This window comes from Butyrivibrio sp. WCD2001, from assembly GCF_000424485.1.
GTDB lineage: Bacteria > Bacillota > Clostridia > Lachnospirales > Lachnospiraceae > Butyrivibrio.
Genome location: NZ_AUJZ01000006.1, coordinates 62,603 through 86,340, shown reverse-complemented (window position 1 = coordinate 86,340; position 23,738 = coordinate 62,603). Strand labels below are relative to the sequence as shown.

The window sequence follows — 23,738 nt, the reverse complement described above, 5'->3', positions numbered from 1 at the left end:
TCCTATAGTCGGAACAAAAATTCCTTACCCAGAGATATGAAATAGGATACTCCCTGAGATATCATACTGAAGAAGATCATCAGTATGAAGATCATTACCAGCATTGAAAATAGTGTTGCTACTGTAAAAAGCAGGTTCTTTCCTGCTGAATACTCATGAATCTGTCCCATTGCCGCTATAACCAGAAGTGCTGCCCAAACCAGGGATATGGCACTGACCATGGCATAAAACTCAGCTTCATCAACAGTTACAAAATTACTGAAGATCATCAGCGGGAACTGTACAAGCGGATAGGGTGTAAGTGCATAGCATGTAGCCATGTAAACCTGTCCCAGACGGCCTTTACCATCAAACAAAGTGGTAAGTCCCCAGTTTCCTACTACCCACAAACTCAAGGGGAATAGGATACTTGCTATGTATAAGAAAATATTCAGATCTTCCCAGTAAACAGTCATAAATATGAAACTTGTATATCTCAGCTTCAGTATTCTTATAAGTACCGTTGCGATCAGTATTGTGTTAGCTGCTGCGTAAGTTCCTCTCTTTTCGTGCGTAAGATCCCAGAATCCGTCAAGCGGATGAGTGATGCAGTATAGAGCAAACTTCAGCGAGTCAATATATCGATCATATTTCTCTTTTGTGATAGCTGCCATTATTTTTCTCCGTCCTGTAAATTCATGAAAATATCTGCAGTGTCAATCTCATGTCTGATTTTCTTGATTCTTCCGGTTCCAAGAGGAATAAGGAATAATGCCAGAATAACAATTACAATCCAGACAATATGATCTTCTACCCATTCCTTACGGTACTGCTTATAAGCTTTGGAATAATTATCATCGTCATACTTGAGCTCGAAGTACTTCATAGCTTCCTTATAGCGCTTCTGACGAAGAAGTGATCTTCCTATTCCAATATATGCAAGATCGTAGTTACCGTTCTGCTTCATTACTTTCTCCCAGGACTCACCAGACTCGGTGTACTTACCCTGGTCGAACTGCTCTACTGCGTTGTATACTGTCTGTCCAAACTCTGTAGGTACGAAAACCGTGATTGAGTTGTCCAGCGCATCCACTACATAAAGGTCGTGACCTATGCAGTCAATTGCAGTAGGCTTTCTGAAATATCCGTTCATATTACCGTTTCCACCGTAGCAGAACACGATATTTCCCTGATCATCATATCCGAAACATCTGCCTCTGTTTCTGTCGAGACAAACGTATATATCATTCTCCATGACAGTTACGTCAGTAAATACTGAAGGTCCTTCATATCCACCACCGGAACCCCAGTAAAGATCTCCGAGGATTCCCCATTCTCCGTTATGTACAAGAATGTCACTTCCAACGAGGTTGAGCTTTCTGACTGCATTGTCAGTTTTGCTTGCCTTATCTTCATTTATGGCAGTTGTTGCATATATAAAGCCTTCATAATCCATGAAGATATTTTCATACTCTGTAGGAACAAAGGATACCATCTTCGCTCTCTGTTCCTGAGAAGCAAATTTCTTCCAAATGTAATCGGTCCAATCGAATTTAACCGGTGTAGCTCCGACAAATCCTGAAAAAGTTCCGTCATTTTCATATTTGATAAGACCTTTGTTGATTCCGGTTGCTATGCAATACACACGGCCCGCTGAATCAATTGCCAGTTTCTTGGGCTGGAATACAAGGCTCGGATCAAGAGTATTGTCATCGGGCTTTGTGAATTCCATCACGTAATTTAAGTCTTTATCAAGCTTTAATACTCTGGCGTTGCCCTGATCGGCGATATAGAATTCTCCGCTCTCCGAAATAGCCACATCCGTGGGATTGGAGAATGTCTTTACCTCACAGTCTCCCTCGAATGAATCTATGATTCTTACCAGTTCAAGCTTTTCAGCGGAATCTCTCTTAAGTTCAAGGATACGGTTATTACCGCTGTCACAGAGGTATATCATGTTACCGTAAGCAAAAATTCCGTCCGGGCTGCTTAAGTTTTTATCAAGTCCCAGGTCTGATGCGGTAAATACCTTACAAACTGTGTAGAAATCAGGGCTTTCCTGAACATCTCCCCAATAATCGTAGTTATAGGTATATCCGTATTCACTTGCGTATGTCGTTAAAGGAGTGGCGGTTATTACCACAAGTCCTGCCAGAACAGCAGCTGCTCCCTTTACGATTTTTTTCATAGTCTGCATAACTAACACCTTTCCAAATATGGTATGGTAATGTTCTTCATCAGTCCTTAAGACCTGAACTAGCCATTGTCTCGAGGATCTGGCTCTGAGAGAATACAAAGATGATAATCGGTACGATCATTACTACAACCAGTACGGCTGCACCCTGACCTGTTCTTGCGATACCACCGCTCTGAATCTGCTGAAGGGCAAATACCAGAGTTTTCTTTTCTTCAGAATAGATAAAGGTTGCCGCTCTGTCGTTCCAGAGTCTCTGCACCGAGAAGATGATAAGTGTCATCCACGCCGGTTTAACGTTCGGCATTACTATTCCTGAAAATACCTTCCACTCATTTGCGCCATCAATTTTTGCCGCTTCAATAAGTGAAGTCGGAAGACCTTCCATAAACTGTTTCATAAGGAAGAGTCCCATAGGTGCTGCAAACGCAGGTATTATGATTGCCCAATAGGTATCAATCCATCCAAGTTTGTTCAAAATAATGTAGTTCGGAATTGCTGTTACATAACCTGTGAACATCATGGCTACTGTAACCAGTTTGAAGAATGTCTGGTTTCCGGGGAATTCATACTTAGCAAGTACGAATGCCGCCATAGATGAAATGATCAGGTGTCCGAATGTTCCTACAAATGTGATAAATACTGTATTAAACAGGTATCTTGAAAAGGTTACCCAGGATTTTCCCATTGTTACAAACAAATCCGAGAAGTTATCAAGTGTCGGATGCTGAGGGAAAATCGTAGGCGGGAACTTAAACAGTTCATCAAGAGGCTTCAGCGCACTACTTACCGCATAAACGATCGGGAAAACCATTACCATGGCAACCAGTACCAGGAATAAGTAAAGGAAAAAGTCTCCTACGATTGAACGGTTAGGTTTCCTTCTCTTTATCAGCTTTTTACGGTAAACCTGTTCTTTCTCTTCTTTTTCAATTTTTTTCTTGCTGCTTAATTTACTCATGTCAGGTTCCCACTCTCCTCAAGAGACTTTGAATTGCTTTGTTACATAAGATCATCATCAAAAACAGAATTGTCGCTATAGCACATGCATATCCCATTTCAAATCTTGAAAAACCGTAGTCAAACAGGTGAGTAACGATTGTTCTTGCTGCATAATCGGTACTGGGATATCCGCAAAGAGCCATTGTGACTTCACATACGTTGAATGCCTGTGTTATTGACATAACGGCACCGAACATAAGCATGGGCTTCATGTTGGGAAGTGTGATGTACCAAAGCTCCTGCCAACGGTTTTTTACACCATCCATGTAGCCGGCTTCAAACTGAGATTTATCTACGCCCTGGAGACCTGCCACGAAGGAAAGGAATCCTGAGCCAAGACTCATCCAAAGGATAACTCCCATACAAACCGGTAACATGTACTGCGGATTGATGAGCCATAAGATCGGCTTGTCAATAATTCCGACATTCATCAAGAATGCATTTACATAACCGTATGCATCACCTCTGAAGAATACAGAGAAGATAACATAACAGTTTCCCGCGATCGACGGTGCGTAAAACAGCATGACTGCTATACTTCGTACCCATCTTGGCAATTCGTTAATCAGCCAGGCAAAAAGGAAGGACATTATGTAGCCAAGCGGTCCGGTAATTACTGCAATCAACAGCGTGTTCTTCACACCGATTAGGAAGATGTCGTCCTGCAGAATCAGGCTGATGTAATTCTGCAGACCGATGAATCGCGGAGCTTCCAATATGTTGTAATATGTAAAACTAAAATATATGGATGCCACAACCGGAAAAATATAAAACATGGTGAATAAAATCGCATAGGGTGCAAGAAAGAGATAGCACATTTTTCGATTTTTCGCCTTTTTAACTGCCACCCGCGCTTCATGTTTGCGCAGGGTGAAGTATTTTTGAAGATACTCTTTCATTCTTTCTCTCCTAAATATCTCGGATTTCTGTGCCCGTACCGGTCTATTCTTCAACCGGCATACCAAACTCTTTCCTCTTCTTTACAATCTCTTCATCTATCAGGATCGAGTAGTCAATGATTGTCTCTCGTGAGTCAACCTTTTCATTTATTACCTTACGTATCGCGTTGGAGATATGACGTCCGGTGAAGTATCCGCCGGGAACCTCTCTGATTCCAACTGTCTGATCCCACTGATCATCAAGTACTTCTATGTCTTCTGCGCTCCAGGACAGATTCTTAAATGCGTCTCTGTTTGCTGTAGCATATCTTGCGGAAGAACCGAGGAGGGCCTCTATTTCACGACCAAATCTGATCTGTGTATCAGGCTCAGCCCACCACTTCATGAATTCCCATGAATTTTTTCTGAGCTCTTCATCCTCTTCCTTGATCATCATTGTTGCACTACCGGTGATGAAATCTGAACGGTCAATGCTTCCATCGGATTTCTCTGTTCCGGGTATAAGTGTGAAGTCCCAAAGACCTCTTATCTCAGGTGCTGATACCATAAGTGTGTTATATGTTGAATAAGGTGCTACACCTATCGGCATCTCTCCCGATCTGAATCTACTTACGAAATCATAGATAACCGGAAGACCATAATCGTTGAAATATCTTACATAATCATCAAATGCCTTAACGCCTGCCTCGGTATTGACGGTTGTCTTTGTACCATTATCGTTGTACATATCGCCGCCATACTGGTAAAGCAGTGAGAAGTACATTGAAAGATCAGGTGTGCTTGACATGATAGCGGTTGAAGCTGTTGCTGAACCACTGTTACCTGCTGCGGTAGGTATTCCGACTGAGAGGTTGCTGCCCTGAATTGTGGGCATCATCTCTATAAGTTCCTGCCAGGTCTGCGGAGGCTCAAGTCCAAGCTCCTCAAGTACGTCTTTTCTATAGAACATTACGTTAAAGGTCTGTGTCTCCGGAATTCCGTATACATGCCCGTCAAGTCTGTACTGCTCATATGAGCTCTCGGAATAGTGAGCAAGAACATCTTCCCATCCCTCAAACTGTGTAATATCTTCTGCAGCACCACGAAGTGCGTAGTTTACAGGCTGATCGGCACCGACTGAAAGAACTACGTTCGGTCCTCTTCCTGCAAGTACTGCGTTAAGCAGCGCATCAGGTGCAACGATTTCTACGTTAACCTTTACTCCGCTCTCAGGTGTAAAGGTATCATCCACCATTGACTTAAGAATTGTACCCTGATCACGTCCTGTAAGTATCCAAACCTTAACTACTTTATCTGATCCGTTTGCATCATATACATCACCGACTGAATTGTAATCAACGAAGAATGATGCTACGAAAGACTTAATCTCATGTCCGCTCTTTGAAAGGAAGTTTGCCTTGTCTTTCTTAGGCTGTACTCCGGTACCTGATACTACCAGATAATCGATATCCAGTTTTGTATCACTCATGTTCAGTGATGCGGTACCAAGTGCTGTGATATTATCCTTAAATGCTGTAAACTCTGTGGTTATCTTCTGAGGCTTTTTGCAGAATCTCTCAAGCTGCTGCGCTACTGTCTGCGCTGATGCTATCTGATCTGCTTTCTGTCCACTGAATGCAACCATGTCATCTACTATCTTATAGAGACGCTTGGATTCAAGATCCATAGCTTCCATAATTTCAGGATAGGTCTTTTCAATATGATAATCTCTGTAAATATCAGGATTTGCTCCTGTATATACAAGTACTCTTCTGTAAATCTGGTTGAGTCTGTAGGTTGAATCCTCAAGCTCTTCAAGGATCTCACCAAGTCCTCCGAGGGTAGCCTCAAGTCTTACTGTATGTGTACCCTTTGTGAGGAAAATGTTGTAAGGTGTTCCGTTTTCATCTGCAAGTGTTAAGCTGTTCCAGTCGTTTTCGAACGGGAATGACACCTCGTTAAGCTCATCAAAAGGAACCTCGCCATCAATAAGAACTCGTCTGCTTGATACAGAACCTCTTGAGTAATTCTGACGTCCCTTAATCATCAGGTTGTATAATCCATCCTCAGGAACCTCAACATCCCACTCAATCCACTGTCCGGAACTTCTCCAGCTGTCACCACCGACATAGTTAAGAACTGTATGTGTAACACTGTTGGGAACAGTTGTCGGTGAAGATCTGTCATATTTTGCATATAATGAAGATTCTGATCTTAATGTTGAATCTTCACCCTGTACTGTCTGAATAAATGTCTTGGCTGTATCTGAACCGTCCTTGCCACCAACCTCTGCAGAATACTCTGCGTATGTCTTGGGCTGTTCAATTGCCTTAACCTGAAGTTCTGAAATAAGCATCGGCTCATTTACCGCTTCGAGTGTGAGTTCATTCTCGCCCTGTTCAAAGTAGAACTGATAAGGTTCTGTAATGAATCCCATGTCATCTCTGAAGTATGCACTCTGCCAGTCAAAAACCTCTGTCTGTGTAGGTCTTATCTCATTACCCTGGTTATCTACTTTAACATCACCGCCATCAGTCCATATTCTTGTGAATGTGATGTTTCTTGCATCCTCGAAAGGCGCTTCCCCATTGATCAAAACCGATCTCTCTGCCGGAACTCCTCTGGATTCGGGAAGGAAGTAGTTAACATAGAGGTTATACAATCCAGCCTTAGGTACATTGACCTTCCAAGTCACCTTGGATCCTGTCTCTGTGTAGAGAGCTTTCTCTACATCTCCCTCAGGACTGTCCTCCTCATGAACATCTCCTTCGCTCTGATTATTATACAGATCAATGTCTATTGACTCACTCGGTTTATCTGCATCTGCATGTCCATTCAGGTAAAGTGTGTAGGTTCCTGTCCTTTCCATACCTTCAACATCAACCGAAAGATCTGATCCTTCATATTTATTATGGAAATCATCCACATCTCTCATCGACAGAAGTACGCATATTCCAATCAGAACTGCTAAAACGCCGACTACAATTAAAATTGTTCTGGAAGTCTTTTTCATGTTATCCACCAAATTCTTTTATTCCGAATCTGTCTCTGCAAATACCCAGAAACTCGGTTTAGGCTCATATTTACTATCAAATAGAAGCGGACATTGTGACTGTCCCGATTTATTACCACCGCCTACATTGGAGCGGAACTGAAGCCATGAATACTTATCAATGGTTCCCCAGAAAGTCATTCCTGTCACTTTTGCGGTTCCGGCTTTCTGTGCTGACTTAAGTACATAATATAGAAGGTTGTATTGCTTTCTGTTCTTCTCGTACTCAGCCTCAACCGATGCCGGATCGCTGCTGTCATAAGAATCACTGGCCGAAAGATCCCACTCAGTGATCTGAATATTTCCAACCGCTTCTCCGTATGCTTTTACAGAAGTCTCAAACTCAGCTGTTGAAGGACCGCTTACGCTGTAATGTCCCTGCATACCCATCGCCGTAAGTCTTGTTCCCTCTCCGGGAGCACCCTCCTCAGCTTTTACCGCTTCGAGAAGCTTTAAGATTCCACTTCTCTTCTTGGCATTACACTCGTTATAATCGTTGTAATAAAGCTCAAGCGACTCAGGTGCATATTTATTTGCATATTTGAAAGCATTTATAATGAAGCTTTCGTTCTGATATACGTGCCACCAGCTTGAGTTGCCACCATGTGTATCCTCTGAGAGATCTTCATCCGGCCTCTCCGTATCCGTTCTGTAGGTTCCTGTCGAATCGGAAATCGCTTCATTTACAACATCCCAGCCATAGAACAGATCCTTATATTTACTGTCTTCGCCAACAAAATGTTCAAGCACTGACTTTATGTACCATTCCTGACGCTTATCCATCTCTTCGGCTGTCACATAAGGCTTTTCCTTATCATAATCCTCATGGAAGAACCACTCGGGAGTCTGTGAATGCCACAGTAAAACATGTCCTCTTACCTGCAGCGCCTGATCCGGATGAGTTTCGTTCCATTTAAGTATCTTGTCGAGAATCTTCTCGGGATTCTTAAAAGTAAGAACCGGAACTGTTATCGTCTCGCCGTTAAGCTCGGCTTCTTCAGTTCCCGGACACTTTCCGTTGCTGTATCCGAACAACGAATCCGGTTTCAACTCATTTCCAAGTGTTACACAATTAAAATGCTTGGTTACTATATCCCAAACGCTCAGATCCCAAGGCTCCTGCCCTGTTATTGCACATCCGAACCTGCATCCCATTGTTTTTTCAACACTGTCCTTTAGTGCAGGCAACTCTTCCTCCTCGCTCTCTTTAGCGCTATCATCGTTTTCTTCGTCGCTCTTTTCCTCTTCAGCTTCTTCTGCCTCCGTTTCTTCTTCAGCACTTTCTTCTATATTAGAAGCTTCATTATTATCATCTTCATCTGCAGTGTCTTGCTGCTCATTATTTGAATCATCAGATGTTGCGGTTATCTCCTCCGCATTATTTGTCTCAGTAGTGCTTCCTACAGGGGTTTGTCCGCATCCTGTACCGATTATTGCCGCTGCCATCAGTAATGCCGCGACGTCAACCCTTCGGCGCTTTATAAGATCATATTTCATCCCGAAATATTCCTTTCTACTTCTCAAAATTTGCTAAAAGTCTTAAAAGCTGTACTGTTACTAAAGTTTAGCCGTTTACAGAATAATATGCTTATCATATTTTGCTTTTCCATACGCGCTTATTGCTAGACACTTCCCAAAAAACGGAGTCACTTTTTGTTAATATTATACAATACCGTATTTTTGCATGCACCCCTTTTTAATAATTAGTTTATATATAGAACATATTCTGTTCATAATCGCAAAATGTGGGCTACAACCTTGAGCAAAATTTTTCTTCTTTGTTGTTGCTATTTAATTCTCACTTATTGCTTTTTTAAGTCCAAATTTTGCATGCATTTCTTGTACGCATTTCACAAACTTGCTAAAATAGGGCTTTTTCTATTTACTATATCCAGCAATATATGCTAAAGTACGGAAATATAAGATTGCGTTTCGCAATAATTGCGTATAAATAGCAAATATCTATTTGTCGAATATTGGTTTTATAACTAAGAGGGTACTATGAAGAACAGCAAGAAAAATCTCAATCTTAACTTTTATCAGCAGAATACCGATTTCAGAAACAGGGTCATGGTCGCCGAAAAGGAAAACAGTATTTTCCCCAAGGATGCGTCCGTTCGCATCTGGTATAATGTCGAGACCAGTGATTATCTGCCCCATTGGCACGATGCTATGGAAGTGATCATTCCCATCGATAATTATTATGATGTGGATATAGATAACGAGCCTCATCACGTGCTTCCCGGAGAAATTCTCATGATTTCTCCCCGTAAAATGCACCATCTTCATGCTCCCGAGAGCGGAGCTCGCTTCATATGCCTTTTTAATGTAGATTTCTTCTCACAGGTCAAGGACTATACCGGTATGCTGTTTGTAAAAAACAGCTGCATTCACATAACTCCCGAGAGTTATGCGCCTGTTTACAGCGAAATCTATGACCTTTTCACACAGATTTGGAACGAATATTTCCAGAATACGGAATTTTATGAATTTTCAATTTATGCTAATCTCCTTCAGGCTTTTACCCTGTTAACCAGATGTCAGCTCAACCAGATTCATCTGTTTACTGAGAGCAGCCCGAACAAGAGGAGAGATTATTTCACAAGACTTAACGGCGTTCTTGAATATATTGACGAACATTATACCGAAGACCTTACCCTTGATGAAGTTGCTGATTTCAGCGGTTTTTCAAAGTTCCACTTCACCAGACTCTTCAAAGAGTACATGAACAGCACCTTTTACGATTATCTTATAGGTCGCCGCATCAAAGCCTCTGAAATCCTGCTCTCACAGCACGATCTTTCAATAACAGATGTTGCTCTTCAGGCCGGATTTTCGAGCATTTCTACCTTTAACAGAACCTTCAAGGCCAAGAAAGGATGCACTCCCGGAGAGTACAGAGCACTCTTCAGCCATAACAAAAATGACGCAGCGGATGCCAATGAGCAGGTAATTGAAAAAGACTCCTTTGCTACAAGTATAATTTGATTAAAGAACTACTATTAAGAAACCAAACAGGGAAACGCCCATATAAGCGTTTCCCTGTTTTTTAATACACCTCATATTTAAATTCTGAAAATGCAGCTTCTCCGCCGATGTTCTTTTTACTAAACATAAACAGCGCGAATCTACAGCCGGTAAAGTGCGCCAGAGTGAATTTAAGACTCTTTGAAAATGGAATCGGATTGAAATCTTTTTCGGAAAGCTTCTTCCAGAATACCGTCGCATTACCGACAGGTGCAAAGGTATTTGCATCTATTCTGAAAGCATAAGCTTTATCATTTCCCAAAAATTCTCTGCATTTCTCTACTTCTTCTCCCTCCTCGTTGGAGATAAGAAGCAGCTCGTTGCCCTTTTCTGTCTTTTCAATGGCAAGATAGCAGTATTCTTCACACAAAATGCCGATTCCGGCCCTGTCACCATCCTTTAATCCTTCGACATTTACAATAACACTTGCTCTGCTTCGAGGCAGCGTCATTCTCTGCGTCAAAGAGTTTATCGCCTTATCAAACCTCTCACAAAGCCTGTCGGTTTGTATGAGAAATCTTTTCTTTTTTGTGTCCTGCTTTACAAGAGACATCTCCGGCTGGTGATTGAACTGCCAAAAGCTCTTCATGCCGAAGCAGTCATATTCCCGCTTTTCAGTTTTTCTTCCATCAGTCACATCAGATATCTTCCCGCTTTCGCTAAAATCATCGCTTCCGCAAAGCGGCAGATATTCATAGCCGGGATCTGCATTGCACAACTCTATCTCTGCAGGAAGTCTGCCATTTTCCTCTATAAACGGAACTGCTCCCTTCCATCGAAGCGGCAACAGGAACGGTGTTCTTCCGGCTCCGCCCCTATCCTGAAAGAGCATTGTAAACCAGTGTCCGTCCGGAGTATCCACTATACCCCCCTGGGCAACTCCCTGTCCGAAGTATCCCATATCGTCGCAAAATATCTCTCCCCCACGAAATTCACCTTCAAGAGAAGATGAAACAAAATAATTCTGCGTTCTCATCCATCTGTCCGGCAGAGAATGTACCAGGAAAAGATAGTATTTATCATTTATCTTGTAGAAGTGGCACCCTTCATATGAAAGAAAATTATTGCCTTCCTCCTTCACAAGCACCCTCTGAAGTCCGCCTTCCTTGGGTCCCTTGAGGTCACTGTCAAGCTCAACCAGCTTTATCTCCCTGTTACCAAATGCGATAAAAACCCTGTCATCATCAAACAAAATGCTCGCATCATGATAAAAACCTTCAATATATTGCTTCTTCCATGGACCTGTAATTGAATCCGCCTTATACAAATACGTCTTTTGCGTGTCGTTAGCGCAAAAGCTCAGATAATAACTACCGTTATGATATCTGAGACACGGAGCCCACATACCTTTTCCGTAGATATTCTCACCATCCGCAAGTCGCTGTCCGGGCGTATCATCAAGCCTGTCATATACATAAGATGCGTGTTCCCAGTGAAGCAGATCATATGATCTCAATATCTCACATCCCGGAAAAAAATGCATAGTTGTAGTGGCCAGATAGTATACATCCCCAACACGAATTACATCCGGATCCGGATAATCCATCGGAATTATAGGATTTATTGTCCCTAAGGAAACCTTCTCTTTAATCATTTCACAAATCTCCATGAATGTAATTCATATCCTTCTCCGGCAAAAGTAAAGAATACATCGTGTACTCCGCTCGGGGTCTTATCCAAAGAGACAAACACATCCGCTACCTCGTTGTCCTGTTCCTCCACCGGAACATAGGCAAGAACCTCACCGTCCGGTCTGTCCAGGCTCACGCGGATAGCACCTGATCCATTGCCGCCGACTTTAAGACAAATTTCAAAAGGCTCTTCATTTCCAAAATCAGCACCGCTAACGCCAATCCAGCTTCCATCACTCATCCCGGTGACAATCATATCACCCGAACCGCATCTCTCTGCCTCTTCACCATATTGCACAGTGTCTATTCCGGCAGAATTTGCCATGGTCACTGCCTTTACCTCATCATACGGATTAAGGTGAGAAAGCTGTACAACTCCGTTTCGGGTTCCCTTTGAAACGGACGGACCGCCATTTTCAATCTCAAGTACATCTATATTTGTACTTCTGTATCCGCCATTCATTCCCATCGCTTCCTCAAGAATGCGGGCATGATATGTGATATACCAGTTTCCCTTAAACTCAAACATGCAATGATGGTTGTTTCCGCCAAGTCCAAAGAAATGCTCAGGATTTCTTAAAACAGGCTTATAACGCTTAAACGGTCCCATAGGTGAATCGGACACAAGTGTTACGATTTCTCCCTGCAAATAGCCTTCCTTCTCCTCATCTTCTGGCGTCATGCTAAAATTTGAGCAATATGAATAGAAATACTTCCCGCCCATCTTATTGATTCCGGAATCCTCAAACAGGAAAGGAACATTCTCAATAGGCTGAGGATCACAAGCAAGACTGATCATATCGTCGCCAAGTTTTACAACTCTTGCCGTACCCGGATTTGCAGCCATTTCAAGAGAAGGAACACCGCCTCCTACATATAAATAAGCGCTTCCGTCATCATCCATTAAAACTGCGGGATCAAAAAGCCATGTAACCTCCGCGCAGTTAGGTGTCTGTCTGGAAATAAGCGGCCCGTTAATAGGATCCGTGAACGGACCTACCGGACTGTCCGCGGACAGAACTGCTATTCCATTTCCATTATTTGCAAAATAAAGGAAAAATTTGTCTTTTCCATCAATATTTTTATATGCCGCAGCTGGAGCCCAAGAATTAGCACCCCAATTTGCCGCACCGGTCTCTGATGCCGCATAGACAGTACCATGATCGGTCCAGTTCACAAGATCCTCGGATGATACAACACATATTGTATTAATATTGCTGTATGTATTTTCCAAAAGCTTGCCATCAGCATCATACATAGGCTTATCTCCTGTCATATACAGATAAACCCTTCCGTCGTAAACAAGCGCATACGGATCTGCACCAAATCTCTGCGTCATAACCGGGTTATGCTCAGACAGACCCTTTACCGCTTTAGAAAGTTTTATATTAGCAAAAACTTCCTTCATGTTCATTTCTTCTAAAACCTGCATTACTGCCTCCCAAATCTTGCGAAAACCGCAAATCCCTATATTTATACCAATCTACAATAAATTTTATTGATAACAGGCATTACTTTCCACAAACTAATTGCTGATTTTTTTGCATAAATTGCGTAGTGCATAGCAATCTTTAGAAAACAAAAAGCAAGATTCGCATAGACCTCGGAAATCCAATATAGCTACAATCAAAATAGAGAATAGGTATAAAGTAGGAAACTTTAAATGGAGGATTAAAAGAAATGCTTAGACAGACTAAAGTTGAAAACGGAGCGGTTAAAGGCCTTCCGGGCTCAGATCCCAGAATAACCGTTTACAAGGGAATCCCCTTCGCTGCTCCGCCTGTTGGCGAAAACAGATGGCGTGCGCCTCAGCCCTGCAAAGACTGGGAAGGCACACTAAACGCCTATGAATACGGCCCCATTTCCGTGCAGGATACCCCGGGCCTTGGAACCGACATTTACTGCAGAGAGTGGCACGTTGATCCCGAAATTCCGATGGATGAGGACTGCCTGTACTTAAATGTATGGACTCCTGCAAAAAAGACAGACGAAAAGCTCCCCGTACTAGTATGGTACTTCGGCGGCGGTTTTCAGTGGGGCTACACAGCTGAGATGGAATTCGATGGCGAAAAGCTGGCAAGACGCGGAATCGTTGTTGTTAGCGTTAATTATCGCTTAAATCACCTTGGCTTCCTCTCTCACCCGGAGATAACGAAGGAAGCACCGGATGCTCCCGGAAACTTCGGCCTTCTCGACCAGAAAGCAGGTCTCGAGTGGGTTTACAGAAACATTGCCGCATTTGGCGGAAATCCCGATCAGATTACTATCGCAGGTCAGTCTGCAGGTGGCGGCAGCACAATGCACCAACTCGCATGCGATGATAACTTCGACAAAATCAAGGGTGCCGTTGTTATCAGCGGCATGATTCATCATCCAAAAATGACAGATGATATTTTTAAACCCCTTGCTTTGCCTAAGGCTGAGAAGCTCGGTGAAGAATTCTTTGAATTTGTCGGAGTAAAAACGCTTGAAGAAGCAAGAAAAATTGATGTCTTTACTCTCAGAGAAAAATATGGTGAGTTTGCGCAGTCTCATCCCCGCATGTTCCCTATTCAGGACGGCATATTCTGCAAGGAGGATCCTGCCGTAAAGTTCCTTGAGGGAAGAAATGCTCCGGTACCGGTTATTTCCGGAAATACCACAGACGAGTTCCAGATCGATGGCGAAAGCAGCGTAGAGCTGTCTGTTAAGACTGTCTTCCTTGATGCAGAGAAAAACGGCAGAAATCAGAATCACTACTATTACAGATTTGATCCCGATATCCCGGGCGATGACACCCCCGGAACCTTCCATTCCGTAGACCTCTGGTTCTTCTTTGAGTCTCTTGGAAAATGCTGGAGACCCTTTGAGGGAAGACATTTTGAACTCGCAAGAAAAATGTGCGATATGTTTGCCAACTTTATTAAAACCGGCGATCCTAACGGAAAAGGATGGGACGGCGAAGATCTTCCCGTATGGGAGCCCTACACCGATAAAAATCGCGCTGAGATGGTATTTGATGGCAGAGGTGCCACTCCTCAAAAGGAAGGCGGCATAAGACTTGGAATAACAGGTAAAAAGCAGGCAGTTAACCCCTATCTTCCCTCCTGGGAATACATTCCGGACGGAGAACCTTATGTATTCGGCGACAGAGTCTATGTATACGGTTCACACGACCTGTATAATGGCGAGACTTTCTGCCTAGGCGACTATGTATGCTGGTCCGCTCCAGTTGCCAATCTCGGAGATTGGCACTACGAAGGAGTTATCTATCCAAAGACCGCTGATCCGCTCAACAAGGACGGCCACATGTGCCTCTATGCCCCTGACGTGACTGTGGGCCCCGATGGCAGATATTACCTATACTATGTACTTGATAAAATATCAATCGTTTCTGTTGCAGTGTGCGATACTCCCGCAGGAAAATATGAATTCCTCGGATATGTTCACTATCCGGACGGAACAAAACTCGGCGACAAAGAAGGCGACGAACCCCAGTTTGATCCCGGAGTACTTACGGAAGGCGATAAGACTTATCTCTTCACCGGCTTCTGCGGACATGGTGATAAATCCAGACACGGTGCTATGCTGACAGTACTTGGTCCGGACATGCTTACAGTAGAAAAAGCTCCCGTAATCGTTGCTCCCGGTAGCTGCTACAGCAAAGGAACTGAATATGAAGGACATGCTTTCTTCGAAGCACCTTCTATAAGGAAAAAAGACGGAAAATATTACTTTATCTATTCCTCAGAAGTAATGCATGAGCTCTGCTACGCTACTTCCGACAGTCCCGAGGGACCGTTTACCTATGGCGGTGTTATTGTAAGTAACTGTGATTTACATATCGATTCTTACAAAAAAGCAGATATGTCCATGGCATCAGGTGCAAATAACCACGGAAGCATGGTTCAAATCGGCGATTCATGGTATATCTTCTATCACAGACATACAAATAACACCTGGTATTCCAGACAGGGATGCGCTGAAAAGCTTGAATTTAAGCCTGATGGAAGCATAATTCAGGCGGAGATAACCTCCTGCGGCCTTAACGGCGGACCTTTATCCGATGTAGGCGAATATCCCGCATATATAGCTTGCAATCTGTTTACGGAAAAGCATGACATCTACGTTGGCGGCGAAGGTCCCAGGGTTGTTCAGGATGGCGGCGACGGAGATCCCGAAATCGGCTATATAAGACAGTTTTGCAATAATTCCACAGCGGGCTTCAAATACTTTGATATGAAGGCTGTAACAGGCCTTAAAATCAAAACAAGAGGCTATTTCAACGGAGTTGTCCAGGTGAAAACAAAATGGGATGGAGAAGTCCTCGGAGAAATCAAGGTTGATTCCCAGAATATCTGGAAAGAAGGAACCTGCAGCTTCGCTCCCATAACCGGAGTTAACGCTCTGTACCTCACCTTTGTAGGAAGCGGCAGTGGTTCTTTGAAGAGTTTTGAGATGTTACATTGATATATTGTTACAAAATACATAAAACAGTGCGCCGCAAGGCGCACATGCAGAAAACCACGGCACATAACATGCCGTGGTTTTCCTTTACTAACGCTTATTTAAAAAGAGTAAGTATAAAGTTTATATCAACCCTTTACACCACCGAGAGTGACACCACCAACGATGTATCTTGAAAGGAGCAGATATACAATAATTACAGGGAAGATTGAGAATGCAATCATTACATAAACCTGTCCCATATCGAACTTCAGCCAGTCTGCTGCACGAAGCTGTGCAATAAGAATAGGAAGTGTCTTCTTGGTATCTGTATGAAGCACAAGTGCAGGTGTGAAGTAGTTATTCCAGCTACTTACAAAGGTAAAGATCGCCTGAACCGCAATAGCGGGCTTCATAAGAGGTAATACAATACTGTTGAAGGTTCTGAACTCACCTGATCCATCAATTCTTGCAGCCTCAATAAGTGATAGCGGAAGAGTTGAATCCATATACTGCTTCATGTAGAAAAATACGGAAGGAGCAGCAATTGCAGGAATTGTCAGCGGAATAAATGAATCATCAAGTCCCATCTTTCCGATCAACTGTAAGAAACCGAGCGCAGTTACCTGTGCGGGAATCATCATGACCATAAGGATGAAAGTAAACATAAAGTTCTTCAATTTAAAATCATATGCATGAATAGCATAAGCAGTCATTGTTGAAAAATATGTTGATAATACTGCAGTAACAACTGCTATTAAAAGCGAGTTAAAAATACCGTTAAAAATCGGTAATGTACCATTTTTAAGGTTTGTCCAGTTTTCAATAAGATGTGTGCTGGGAATTGCTGTAAAGCCTGCACTAAGTTCCTGATGTGATCTGGTTGAGTTAATGAAAAGCACATAGAACCAGAATAAGCACAGGAAAGATACCAGGATCAGCACAACATATGAAATTACTCTTCTGACCTGAACAGAAGCACCATTCTCTTTCTGTCCCGCCATAAGGCTTCTATTTTCTAAAGCCATACTTGAATCAGCTGCCATATTCTTTTCCTCTCTAAATCAATGATAATAAAGCAAATGCTCTATTTTAGTGTTTCTTCTTTGTCTCACCGGAAGCTGTGAACTTAAATACAATAAGGCTGAGAATTCCGGTAATGATGAACATAAATACTGAAAGTGCACCACCAAGTCCATAGTTCTTACTGAACAGATGCTTATTCAGATACATGATCAGAGTCATTGATGAACGCATCGGATCACCTGTTCCGTTTGTCAAAATCTGAGGAACATCGAACATCTGCAGTCCGCCGATGAGTGATGTGATCATAACGAAAACAAGGATAGGTCTAAGCAGCGGTAATGTTATTTTATAGAAAATCTGAGTAGCTGTAGCTCCGTCAACCTGAGCTGCCTCAAAGAGTGAAGGGTCAATACCCATCATTCCGGCCATCAGAAGAATTGTCGTATTTCCAAACCACATAACGCAGTTCATGAATGCAATAAGTGAGCGAACAGACCATACATGAGACATGAACTGATATGCCTCTTTGATCACTCCAAGCTGTAAAAGAAGTGAGTTGATCGGTCCTGTATTAGCAAATAATGTAAAGAACAGCATTGAAAATGCGGATGCCATGATCAGGTTGGGCATGTAAATAACTGTTTTGAAAAATGCCTGTCCCTTAAGTCTAAGTGACGGATCCGTGAACCATGCACCAAGAAGAAGCGACAAAAGAATCTGAGGCACAAAGCCCATAACCCACATTATCAAAGTGTTTTTAAGATAAGTCGGCAGATCGCCGTTTGTAATAATAGTTACATAATTCTTAAGTCCCACAAAGTTGGGTCCAATCTGTGTAAGACCTGAACGGTAATTCTCAAAGAAAGAATTGTAGACGGTAGTTACAAGCGGTACCATCTGAAAAACAAGATAAACAACAATAAAAGGAATAAGGAAAATGTATCCCCATTTATTGTAGCTTACGACTTTACTCTTTTTATTCATAAGCATTCCCCTTTTCTATCTCTTCCCAAATCATCTATTGGGGCGTTTCGTAAATGTCAGATTAAAGATATTCATTATACAGGGCGCATTGGAAAACTCCATGCGCCCTGCTAATCCCCTCATAATCTAATTCACAGGCTTTTTGCCTTTATTATTTATATCAGTCTGTTGTAACCTCAGGATACTTCTCAACTACAGCCTTCTTGAACATATCAAGTGCCTCGTCAAGAGTTGCATTGCCTTCGAAGTAGTTCTTTGCTGCGTTCTGGAACTCTTCGTTACATCCCTGATCGTATGCAGAAAGGTTTGAAAGATCTACTGTCTCAGCACCTGCTGCAAGCTGTGCATAAGGGTTCTGTCCGCCAAGAAGAGCAAGGTTACCTGAATCATCAGATGCAAGCTCGTTAAGAACTGTCTTGCTGTTTACACAGTCAGCATCCTTCTGTGCGATTTCCTTAAGAACGTCCTTATCTGTTGTCATTGTAAGGATGATATCCTTTACAAGACTAGCATTGTCTGTGCCTGTAGCTGCGCAGATCCATGTGCCGCCCCAGAAGTAACCCTGAGGACCTTCACAGTAACCCCAACCACCCTGGTTAGCTACTGTGCCATCCTGATCAGCATCAAGGCAGAAATTGAAGAACCAAGCGGGTCCAAAGTAGCAGAAGATCTTTCCATCAGGAGTCTTGCCCTTTGCCCAGTCATCGCCCCAAAGGTCATATGTGTTCTCAGCCTTAGCATCAACAAGTTCCTTAGAGTCGTTTACCCAGTTCATAAGGTTATCATCGATAACAAGTTTGCCATCCTGTACCCACTTACCAGATACGTTGTTAGAATATGTACGATATGTGTCGTTTACAGAGCACATTGTGTAACCAGCTTCCTGAACCTTCTTAGCTGTCTCAACATACTTATCCCAATCAGCTACAGCTGCCTGAACTTCTTCAGGATCGTCAGTTCCAAGAACTTCCTTAGCGATGTCACGGTTGTAGATAAGACCTGCAGAACATGCCTGCCATGAAGATCCCTTAAGCTTACCGTTGCTGTCTGTTACGATTGACTGTGTATATGTGTACTGATCTGCAAGATCTGAATCAGAGATACCAAGATCTGCAAGTGCCATTGTGTAATCTGTATCTACATACTTAAGAGCGTAGTCAGCCTCAACAAGGAAAAGATCGATCTTGTCATCATCAGCTGCATCAGCCTGCTTAAGAAGTGTCTCATCAAGGTTGTTCTGATAAGCGTTGTCATCACTGGGAGTGATGTTCCAAACTACATCTACATCACCGATCTTACCGTGTGTAGCGTCAACCTCTTCATATCCCTTATAGTGATCTGTAAGTCTTGACTTGAACTCTTCGTTCCAAGCATAGATGTTGAGTACCTTACCCTCATCTGCTGCAACTTCTTCAGTTGTCTCTTCAGTTGCTTCCTCAGTAGCCTCCTCAGCTGCAGGCTCCTCAGCAGTCTCCTCTGCAGCGGGCTCTTCAGCTGTCTCTTCAGCTGCAGGCTCCTCAGCTGCGGGCTCCTCAGCTGCGGGCTCACTTGTAGCAGGTGCTGAACTGTTGCCACCGCAACCAGCAATCATTCCTGCAACCATTGTTGTAGAAAGCAATACACCAAGTAACTTTCTTTTCATGAAATTTTACCTCCCTTTTCATAAAAGTAATGAAATGAATGTTATTTATTTAAAACAGCTTTTGCCGTTCTAAATCTTTATTAAATGAGACGCTTTACAGTCTCTCCTTCGTTCAGGTGCCCCGGAACAATTACCTGTTCACTGAGTGTGGTTCTTGGATTCTCGATGGAATCAATGAGCTTTTCGGCTGCTTTTCTTCCTAATAAATCCGTATCCTGAACAATTGTTGTGAGCTGCGGATTGTACTTCATCGCAATATCGATTCCGTCATATCCTGCTATTGAAATATCATCCGGTATTTTTAAACCCTTGAGTTTTATTGCATTTATGCCTCCAAAGGATGAAAAATCATCCGGATACAATATGCATGTCGGTCTGTCCGGCAATTCCAAAAGCTTCTCCGTCGCTCTCTGCGCGCCTACGGTATCACGATACTCCACTTCCAGGATGTACTCATCCGGAATCTCCAGCCCCAGATCCATCGCCGTTTTATAGAAGCTTTTAAGTCGGCTCTGTGTAACCGCTGAATCTGTACCATGTATGTAAGCTATTTTCCTGTGACCCATCTCATATATATATGTGAGAAGGTCCTTCATGCCCATAACGTTATCGGATACAATGGCTGATCTGTCGTTGAAAACATGGTCAATCGTAACAACCGGTATGTTTCCTCTTACAAGCTCTTCAACCTCCGGATTGTAGAAATCCACACAGGCTATAGCCACTCCGTCAAAATTTCTGTATCTTGCATGTGCCAGATAGGACATATATCCCTGTGAGCTTCTGTTATTACTGATAAAAGTAAGGTCATATCCCCTTTCTTCTATCTTTTTCTTAAAGCTCTCAATAACTCTGGCAAAATAGTTATGAGTTAATCCGCTCTGGGAATCATCCATAAACAAAAGTCCTATATTATAAGTTCTGTTTGTTTTTAGTGCTTTTGCAGCAAAATTAGGAAAATAACCCATCGACTCGGCAGTCCTGCGAACGTAATCCTTTGTCTCCTGTCCGATGTCTGCCTGATCGTTTAACGCTTTTGAAACTGTTGCGACAGATACCTTGCACGCAGCTGCTATATCTTTTAATGAAACTCTCTTACGTGCTGCCATCTATCCCCCTTAAAATTTCTAAATCGTTTTCGTAAATTGAATATACAACACATTTTCCATTAAATCAATATCAAATTTATATTTTGTTGTGCACATTGTATCTTTTTGTAACAAATTTACAAAAATAAATATTAAGAATTTATTAATATTTCCAAAAACGATCATAAAATCGCTAAAAAAGACCATTTTTAACGAAAACCTTTGCGAAAACGCGCATTTTACGCATTTCCTTTTTTTCTTGAAATCTATGAGAAATCCCTATATAATCAACAATAGCAAATAACGCTTAATCGTTTAAGATTTTTTAGGAGGATTTTCGATGAAATACGGATTTTTCGATGACAAAAACCGCGAATACGTAATCACTACACCCAAAACTCCTTTGCCCTGGATCAACTACCTTGGCAATAAGGATTTCTTTACCCTTATATCTAACACCTGCGGTGGTTATACTTTTTATAAGGACGCTAAGCTCCTTCGTCTTACAAGATATCGTTACAATAACGTTCCCTATGATAATAACGGTAAATATTTCTATATTAAGGATGGCGAAACTGTTTGGAATCCCGGCTGGCAGCCTGTAAAGACTGAGCTTGATTCTTACGAGTGCCGTCACGGTATCGGTTACAGTAAGTTCACATCTGAGAAGAACAGTGTTAAGGCTTCTGTCCTTACATTTGTTCCTATGAGTGATACCTGTGAGGTTTCTCACGTTGAGCTTACAAACAACAGCTCTTCCGAGAAGAAGATTCAGCTTTTCTCATATGTTGAGTGGTGCCTCTGGAACGCTGATGATGATATGAAGAACTTCCAGCGTAACTTAAGTACCGGCGAAGTAGAGATTGTTGATTCCACAATTTTCCATAAAACAGAATATCGTGAGAGACGCAATCACTATGCAGTATATTCCGTAAATACTAAGGTTGATGCCATCGATACCAGTCGTGATGCATTCCTTGGCGCTTACAACGGCCCCGATCATCCGGACGCTGTTTTCGCAGGAAAGCTCACAAACTCCGTTGCAAGCGGATGGTCTCCGATCGCAGCACACCAGATTGACATCACACTCGCTCCCGGCGAGACCAAGACCTTCAACTTCATCCTTGGATATGTTGAGAATCCTGAGGAGGAGAAATGGGAGTCTCACGGAATCATTAATAAGAAGCGTGCAAATGATCTCCTTGCAAAATATCAGTCAGATGCTGATGTAGAGAAGGCTCTTGCTGAGCTTAATACATATTGGGACAACCTTCTTTCCATCTACCACATCAAATCCGGTAATGAAAAGGTTGACCGCATGGTTAATATCTGGAACCAGTATCAGTGCATGGTTACATTCAATATGTCACGTTCTGCTTCCTATTACGAGTCCGGAATCGGCCGTGGAATGGGCTTCAGAGATTCTTGTCAGGATCTTCTTGGTTTCGTACACCTCATTCCCGACAGAGCAAGAGAGCGTATCATTGATATCGCTTCTACTCAGTTCCAGGATGGTAGTGCATACCACCAGTACCAGCCCCTTACAAAGAAGGGTAACTCCGATATCGGATCAGGCTTCAATGATGATCCGCTGTGGCTGATTGCAGGTACCAGCGCATATATTAGAGAAACAGGTGATATGTCAATCCTTGATGAGACAGTACCTTTTGATAATGATATGAGCGTTGCAACACCTCTTATGAACCACTTAAAGAGAAGCTTCGACTACATCGTTAACCACAAGGGTCCTCACGATTTGCCTCTTATCGGACGTGCAGACTGGAATGACTGCCTGAACCTTAACTGCTTCTCAGCACATCCCGGTGAATCCTTCCAGACTTTTGGTCCCAGCGAAGGCCCCGTTGCCGAGTCAGTTTTCATTGCAGGTATGTTTGTAAAATACGGTGAAGAGTACGCTCAGTTATGCGAGCTTAAGGGTGACAACGCTGAGGCAGAGAGAGCTCGTGCTGAAGTTAAGAAGATGTACGATGCTGTTTGCACAGCAGGTTGGGACGGCGAATGGTTCGTTCGTGCATATGATGCTCACTCCAACAAGGTTGGTTCACACGAGTGCAAGGAAGGTCAGATCTACATCGAGCCACAGGGCTTCTGCGTACTTGCAGGTATCGGTGTTAAGGAGGGCCTCGCAGAGAAGGCACTTAAGAGCGTTGAAGAGCGTCTTGATACCAAGTATGGTGTAATGATCCTTCAGCCTGCTTATACAGAGTATCACCTTGAACTTGGCGAAGTTAGCTCATATCCTCCGGGATACAAAGAGAACGCAGGTATCTTCTGCCACAACAATCCTTGGGTTTCAATCGCTGAAACCGTTCTTGGCCATGGTGACAGAGCATTCGAGATTTATAAGAAGACCTGCCCTGCTTACGTAGAGGAAATCAGTGATGTTCACTGCACAGAGCCCTATGTATACTCCCAGATGGTAGCCGGTAAGGATGCTAAGTTCTTCGGCCAGGGTAAGAACAGCTGGCTTACAGGTACAGCAGCATGGACCTTTGTTAATATTTCACAGTATATCCTCGGAATTTATCCCACACATAAGGGATTATCCGTTGATCCTTGTGTTCCGGCTGATTTTGGTGATTTTGAGCTCACAAGAAAATACAGAGGAACAACTTATAACATCTCCGTTAAGACCAACGGTGCCCAGAAGGGTATTAAGAAGCTTATCGTAAACGGAACTGAGATTGAAGGAACAGTAATTCCTCATGATCCTTCCGTTAAGGAATACCATGTAGAAGCCATCATGGGCTAAACTACCATCGCTAATCCTTCCTTTTTTCTATCCTCTA

Annotated in this window: 15 protein-coding genes; 3 read left to right on the top strand and 12 right to left on the bottom strand. The window is 42.8% G+C overall.

Annotation, left to right across the window (positions count from 1 at the left end; genetic code table 11):
- Positions 1-2: 2 nt before the first annotated feature.
- The 6 genes from G630_RS0106900 to G630_RS0106875 all read right to left on the bottom strand — a co-directional run bounded on the left by G630_RS0106900 (position 3) and on the right by G630_RS0106875 (position 8,629).
- Entirely contained in the window at positions 3-653 is a 651-nt protein-coding gene (locus tag G630_RS0106900) for a YIP1 family protein (protein ID WP_022761231.1), read from the bottom strand.
- On the bottom strand, positions 653-2,167 hold the full coding sequence (locus tag G630_RS0106895; RefSeq protein WP_196805766.1) for a hypothetical protein: 1,515 nt from the start codon (positions 2,165-2,167) through the stop codon (positions 653-655). The genes G630_RS0106900 and G630_RS0106895 overlap by 1 nt, the downstream gene beginning before the upstream one ends.
- A gap of 49 nt (positions 2,168-2,216) precedes the next feature.
- Entirely contained in the window at positions 2,217-3,134 is a 918-nt protein-coding gene (locus G630_RS0106890; protein ID WP_022761229.1) for a carbohydrate ABC transporter permease, read from the bottom strand.
- 1 nt (position 3,135) lies between these two features.
- Positions 3,136-4,023, bottom strand: a complete 888-nt coding sequence (locus G630_RS0106885; RefSeq protein ID WP_242829174.1) for a carbohydrate ABC transporter permease — start codon at positions 4,021-4,023, stop codon at positions 3,136-3,138.
- A 94-nt stretch (positions 4,024-4,117) separates the two neighbouring features.
- A complete protein-coding gene (locus G630_RS0106880) occupies positions 4,118-7,066 on the bottom strand; it encodes an extracellular solute-binding protein (protein ID WP_026498153.1) in 2,949 nt (982 codons plus the stop codon).
- A gap of 18 nt (positions 7,067-7,084) precedes the next feature.
- Positions 7,085-8,629, bottom strand: a complete 1,545-nt coding sequence (locus tag G630_RS0106875; RefSeq protein ID WP_196805765.1) for an endo-1,4-beta-xylanase — start codon at positions 8,627-8,629, stop codon at positions 7,085-7,087.
- A 477-nt stretch (positions 8,630-9,106) separates the two neighbouring features.
- On the opposite strand from G630_RS0106875, the gene G630_RS21050 reads away from it, so the two are divergent.
- Positions 9,107-10,093 (top strand): helix-turn-helix transcriptional regulator, encoded by a 987-nt coding sequence (locus G630_RS21050; RefSeq protein WP_081667828.1) that lies wholly within the window; start codon positions 9,107-9,109, stop codon positions 10,091-10,093.
- A gap of 61 nt (positions 10,094-10,154) precedes the next feature.
- Here the strand turns inward: G630_RS21050 and G630_RS0106865 are convergent, their stop codons facing one another.
- Together G630_RS0106865 and G630_RS21045 are read right to left on the bottom strand one after the other, a co-directional pair.
- Positions 10,155-11,726 carry a glycoside hydrolase family 43 protein gene (locus G630_RS0106865; protein ID WP_026498151.1) on the bottom strand — a complete coding sequence of 524 codons (1,572 nt, stop codon included), beginning with the start codon at positions 11,724-11,726 and terminating at the stop codon, positions 10,155-10,157.
- Entirely contained in the window at positions 11,723-13,195 is a 1,473-nt protein-coding gene (locus G630_RS21045; protein ID WP_081667827.1) for a glycoside hydrolase family 43 protein, read from the bottom strand. The genes G630_RS0106865 and G630_RS21045 overlap by 4 nt, the downstream gene beginning before the upstream one ends.
- A 248-nt stretch (positions 13,196-13,443) precedes the next feature.
- Here G630_RS21045 and G630_RS25700 point away from each other — a divergent pair, with 248 nt between their 5' ends.
- Positions 13,444-16,212, top strand: coding sequence for a carboxylesterase family protein (locus tag G630_RS25700; RefSeq protein ID WP_330363774.1), 2,769 nt, complete (start codon positions 13,444-13,446; stop codon positions 16,210-16,212).
- 125 nt (positions 16,213-16,337) lie between these two features.
- On the opposite strand, the gene G630_RS0106850 is transcribed toward G630_RS25700, so the two are convergent.
- The 4 genes from G630_RS0106850 to G630_RS0106835 all read right to left on the bottom strand — a co-directional run bounded on the left by G630_RS0106850 (position 16,338) and on the right by G630_RS0106835 (position 20,949).
- Entirely contained in the window at positions 16,338-17,192 is an 855-nt protein-coding gene (locus G630_RS0106850; protein ID WP_026498149.1) for a carbohydrate ABC transporter permease, read from the bottom strand.
- An 88-nt stretch (positions 17,193-17,280) separates the two neighbouring features.
- Positions 17,281-18,198 (bottom strand): carbohydrate ABC transporter permease, encoded by a 918-nt coding sequence (locus G630_RS0106845; protein WP_022761221.1) that lies wholly within the window; start codon positions 18,196-18,198, stop codon positions 17,281-17,283.
- A 160-nt stretch (positions 18,199-18,358) separates the two neighbouring features.
- On the bottom strand, positions 18,359-19,840 hold the full coding sequence (locus G630_RS0106840) for an ABC transporter substrate-binding protein (RefSeq protein ID WP_026498147.1): 1,482 nt from the start codon (positions 19,838-19,840) through the stop codon (positions 18,359-18,361).
- Positions 19,841-19,920: 80 nt separating this feature from the next.
- The gene (locus tag G630_RS0106835; protein ID WP_022761219.1) at positions 19,921-20,949 is read right to left on the bottom strand and encodes a LacI family DNA-binding transcriptional regulator; all 1,029 of its coding nucleotides are present in this window, start codon (positions 20,947-20,949) and stop codon (positions 19,921-19,923) included.
- Positions 20,950-21,268: 319 nt separating this feature from the next.
- Here G630_RS0106835 and G630_RS0106830 point away from each other — a divergent pair, with 319 nt between their 5' ends.
- Positions 21,269-23,701, top strand: a complete 2,433-nt coding sequence (locus G630_RS0106830) for a GH36-type glycosyl hydrolase domain-containing protein (RefSeq protein WP_026498146.1) — start codon at positions 21,269-21,271, stop codon at positions 23,699-23,701.
- The last annotated feature ends 37 nt before the right edge of the window (positions 23,702-23,738 follow it).

Coding starts and splice junctions, on each gene's coding strand:
- G630_RS0106900 (WP_022761231.1), bottom strand. CDS start 653: ATGGCAGCTATCACAAAAGAGAAATATGATCGATATATTGACTCGCTG.
- G630_RS0106835 (WP_022761219.1), bottom strand. CDS start 20,949: ATGGCAGCACGTAAGAGAGTTTCATTAAAAGATATAGCAGCTGCGTGC.
- G630_RS0106865 (WP_026498151.1), bottom strand. CDS start 11,726: ATGATTAAAGAGAAGGTTTCCTTAGGGACAATAAATCCTATAATTCCG.
- G630_RS0106845 (WP_022761221.1), bottom strand. CDS start 18,198: ATGAATAAAAAGAGTAAAGTCGTAAGCTACAATAAATGGGGATACATT.
- G630_RS0106840 (WP_026498147.1), bottom strand. CDS start 19,840: ATGAAAAGAAAGTTACTTGGTGTATTGCTTTCTACAACAATGGTTGCA.
- G630_RS0106850 (WP_026498149.1), bottom strand. CDS start 17,192: ATGGCGGGACAGAAAGAGAATGGTGCTTCTGTTCAGGTCAGAAGAGTA.
- G630_RS21050 (WP_081667828.1), top strand. CDS start 9,107: ATGAAGAACAGCAAGAAAAATCTCAATCTTAACTTTTATCAGCAGAAT.
- G630_RS25700 (WP_330363774.1), top strand. CDS start 13,444: ATGCTTAGACAGACTAAAGTTGAAAACGGAGCGGTTAAAGGCCTTCCG.
- G630_RS0106830 (WP_026498146.1), top strand. CDS start 21,269: ATGAAATACGGATTTTTCGATGACAAAAACCGCGAATACGTAATCACT.
- G630_RS0106890 (WP_022761229.1), bottom strand. CDS start 3,134: ATGAGTAAATTAAGCAGCAAGAAAAAAATTGAAAAAGAAGAGAAAGAA.
- G630_RS0106895 (WP_196805766.1), bottom strand. CDS start 2,167: ATGAAAAAAATCGTAAAGGGAGCAGCTGCTGTTCTGGCAGGACTTGTG.
- G630_RS21045 (WP_081667827.1), bottom strand. CDS start 13,195: ATGCAGGTTTTAGAAGAAATGAACATGAAGGAAGTTTTTGCTAATATA.
- G630_RS0106880 (WP_026498153.1), bottom strand. CDS start 7,066: ATGAAAAAGACTTCCAGAACAATTTTAATTGTAGTCGGCGTTTTAGCA.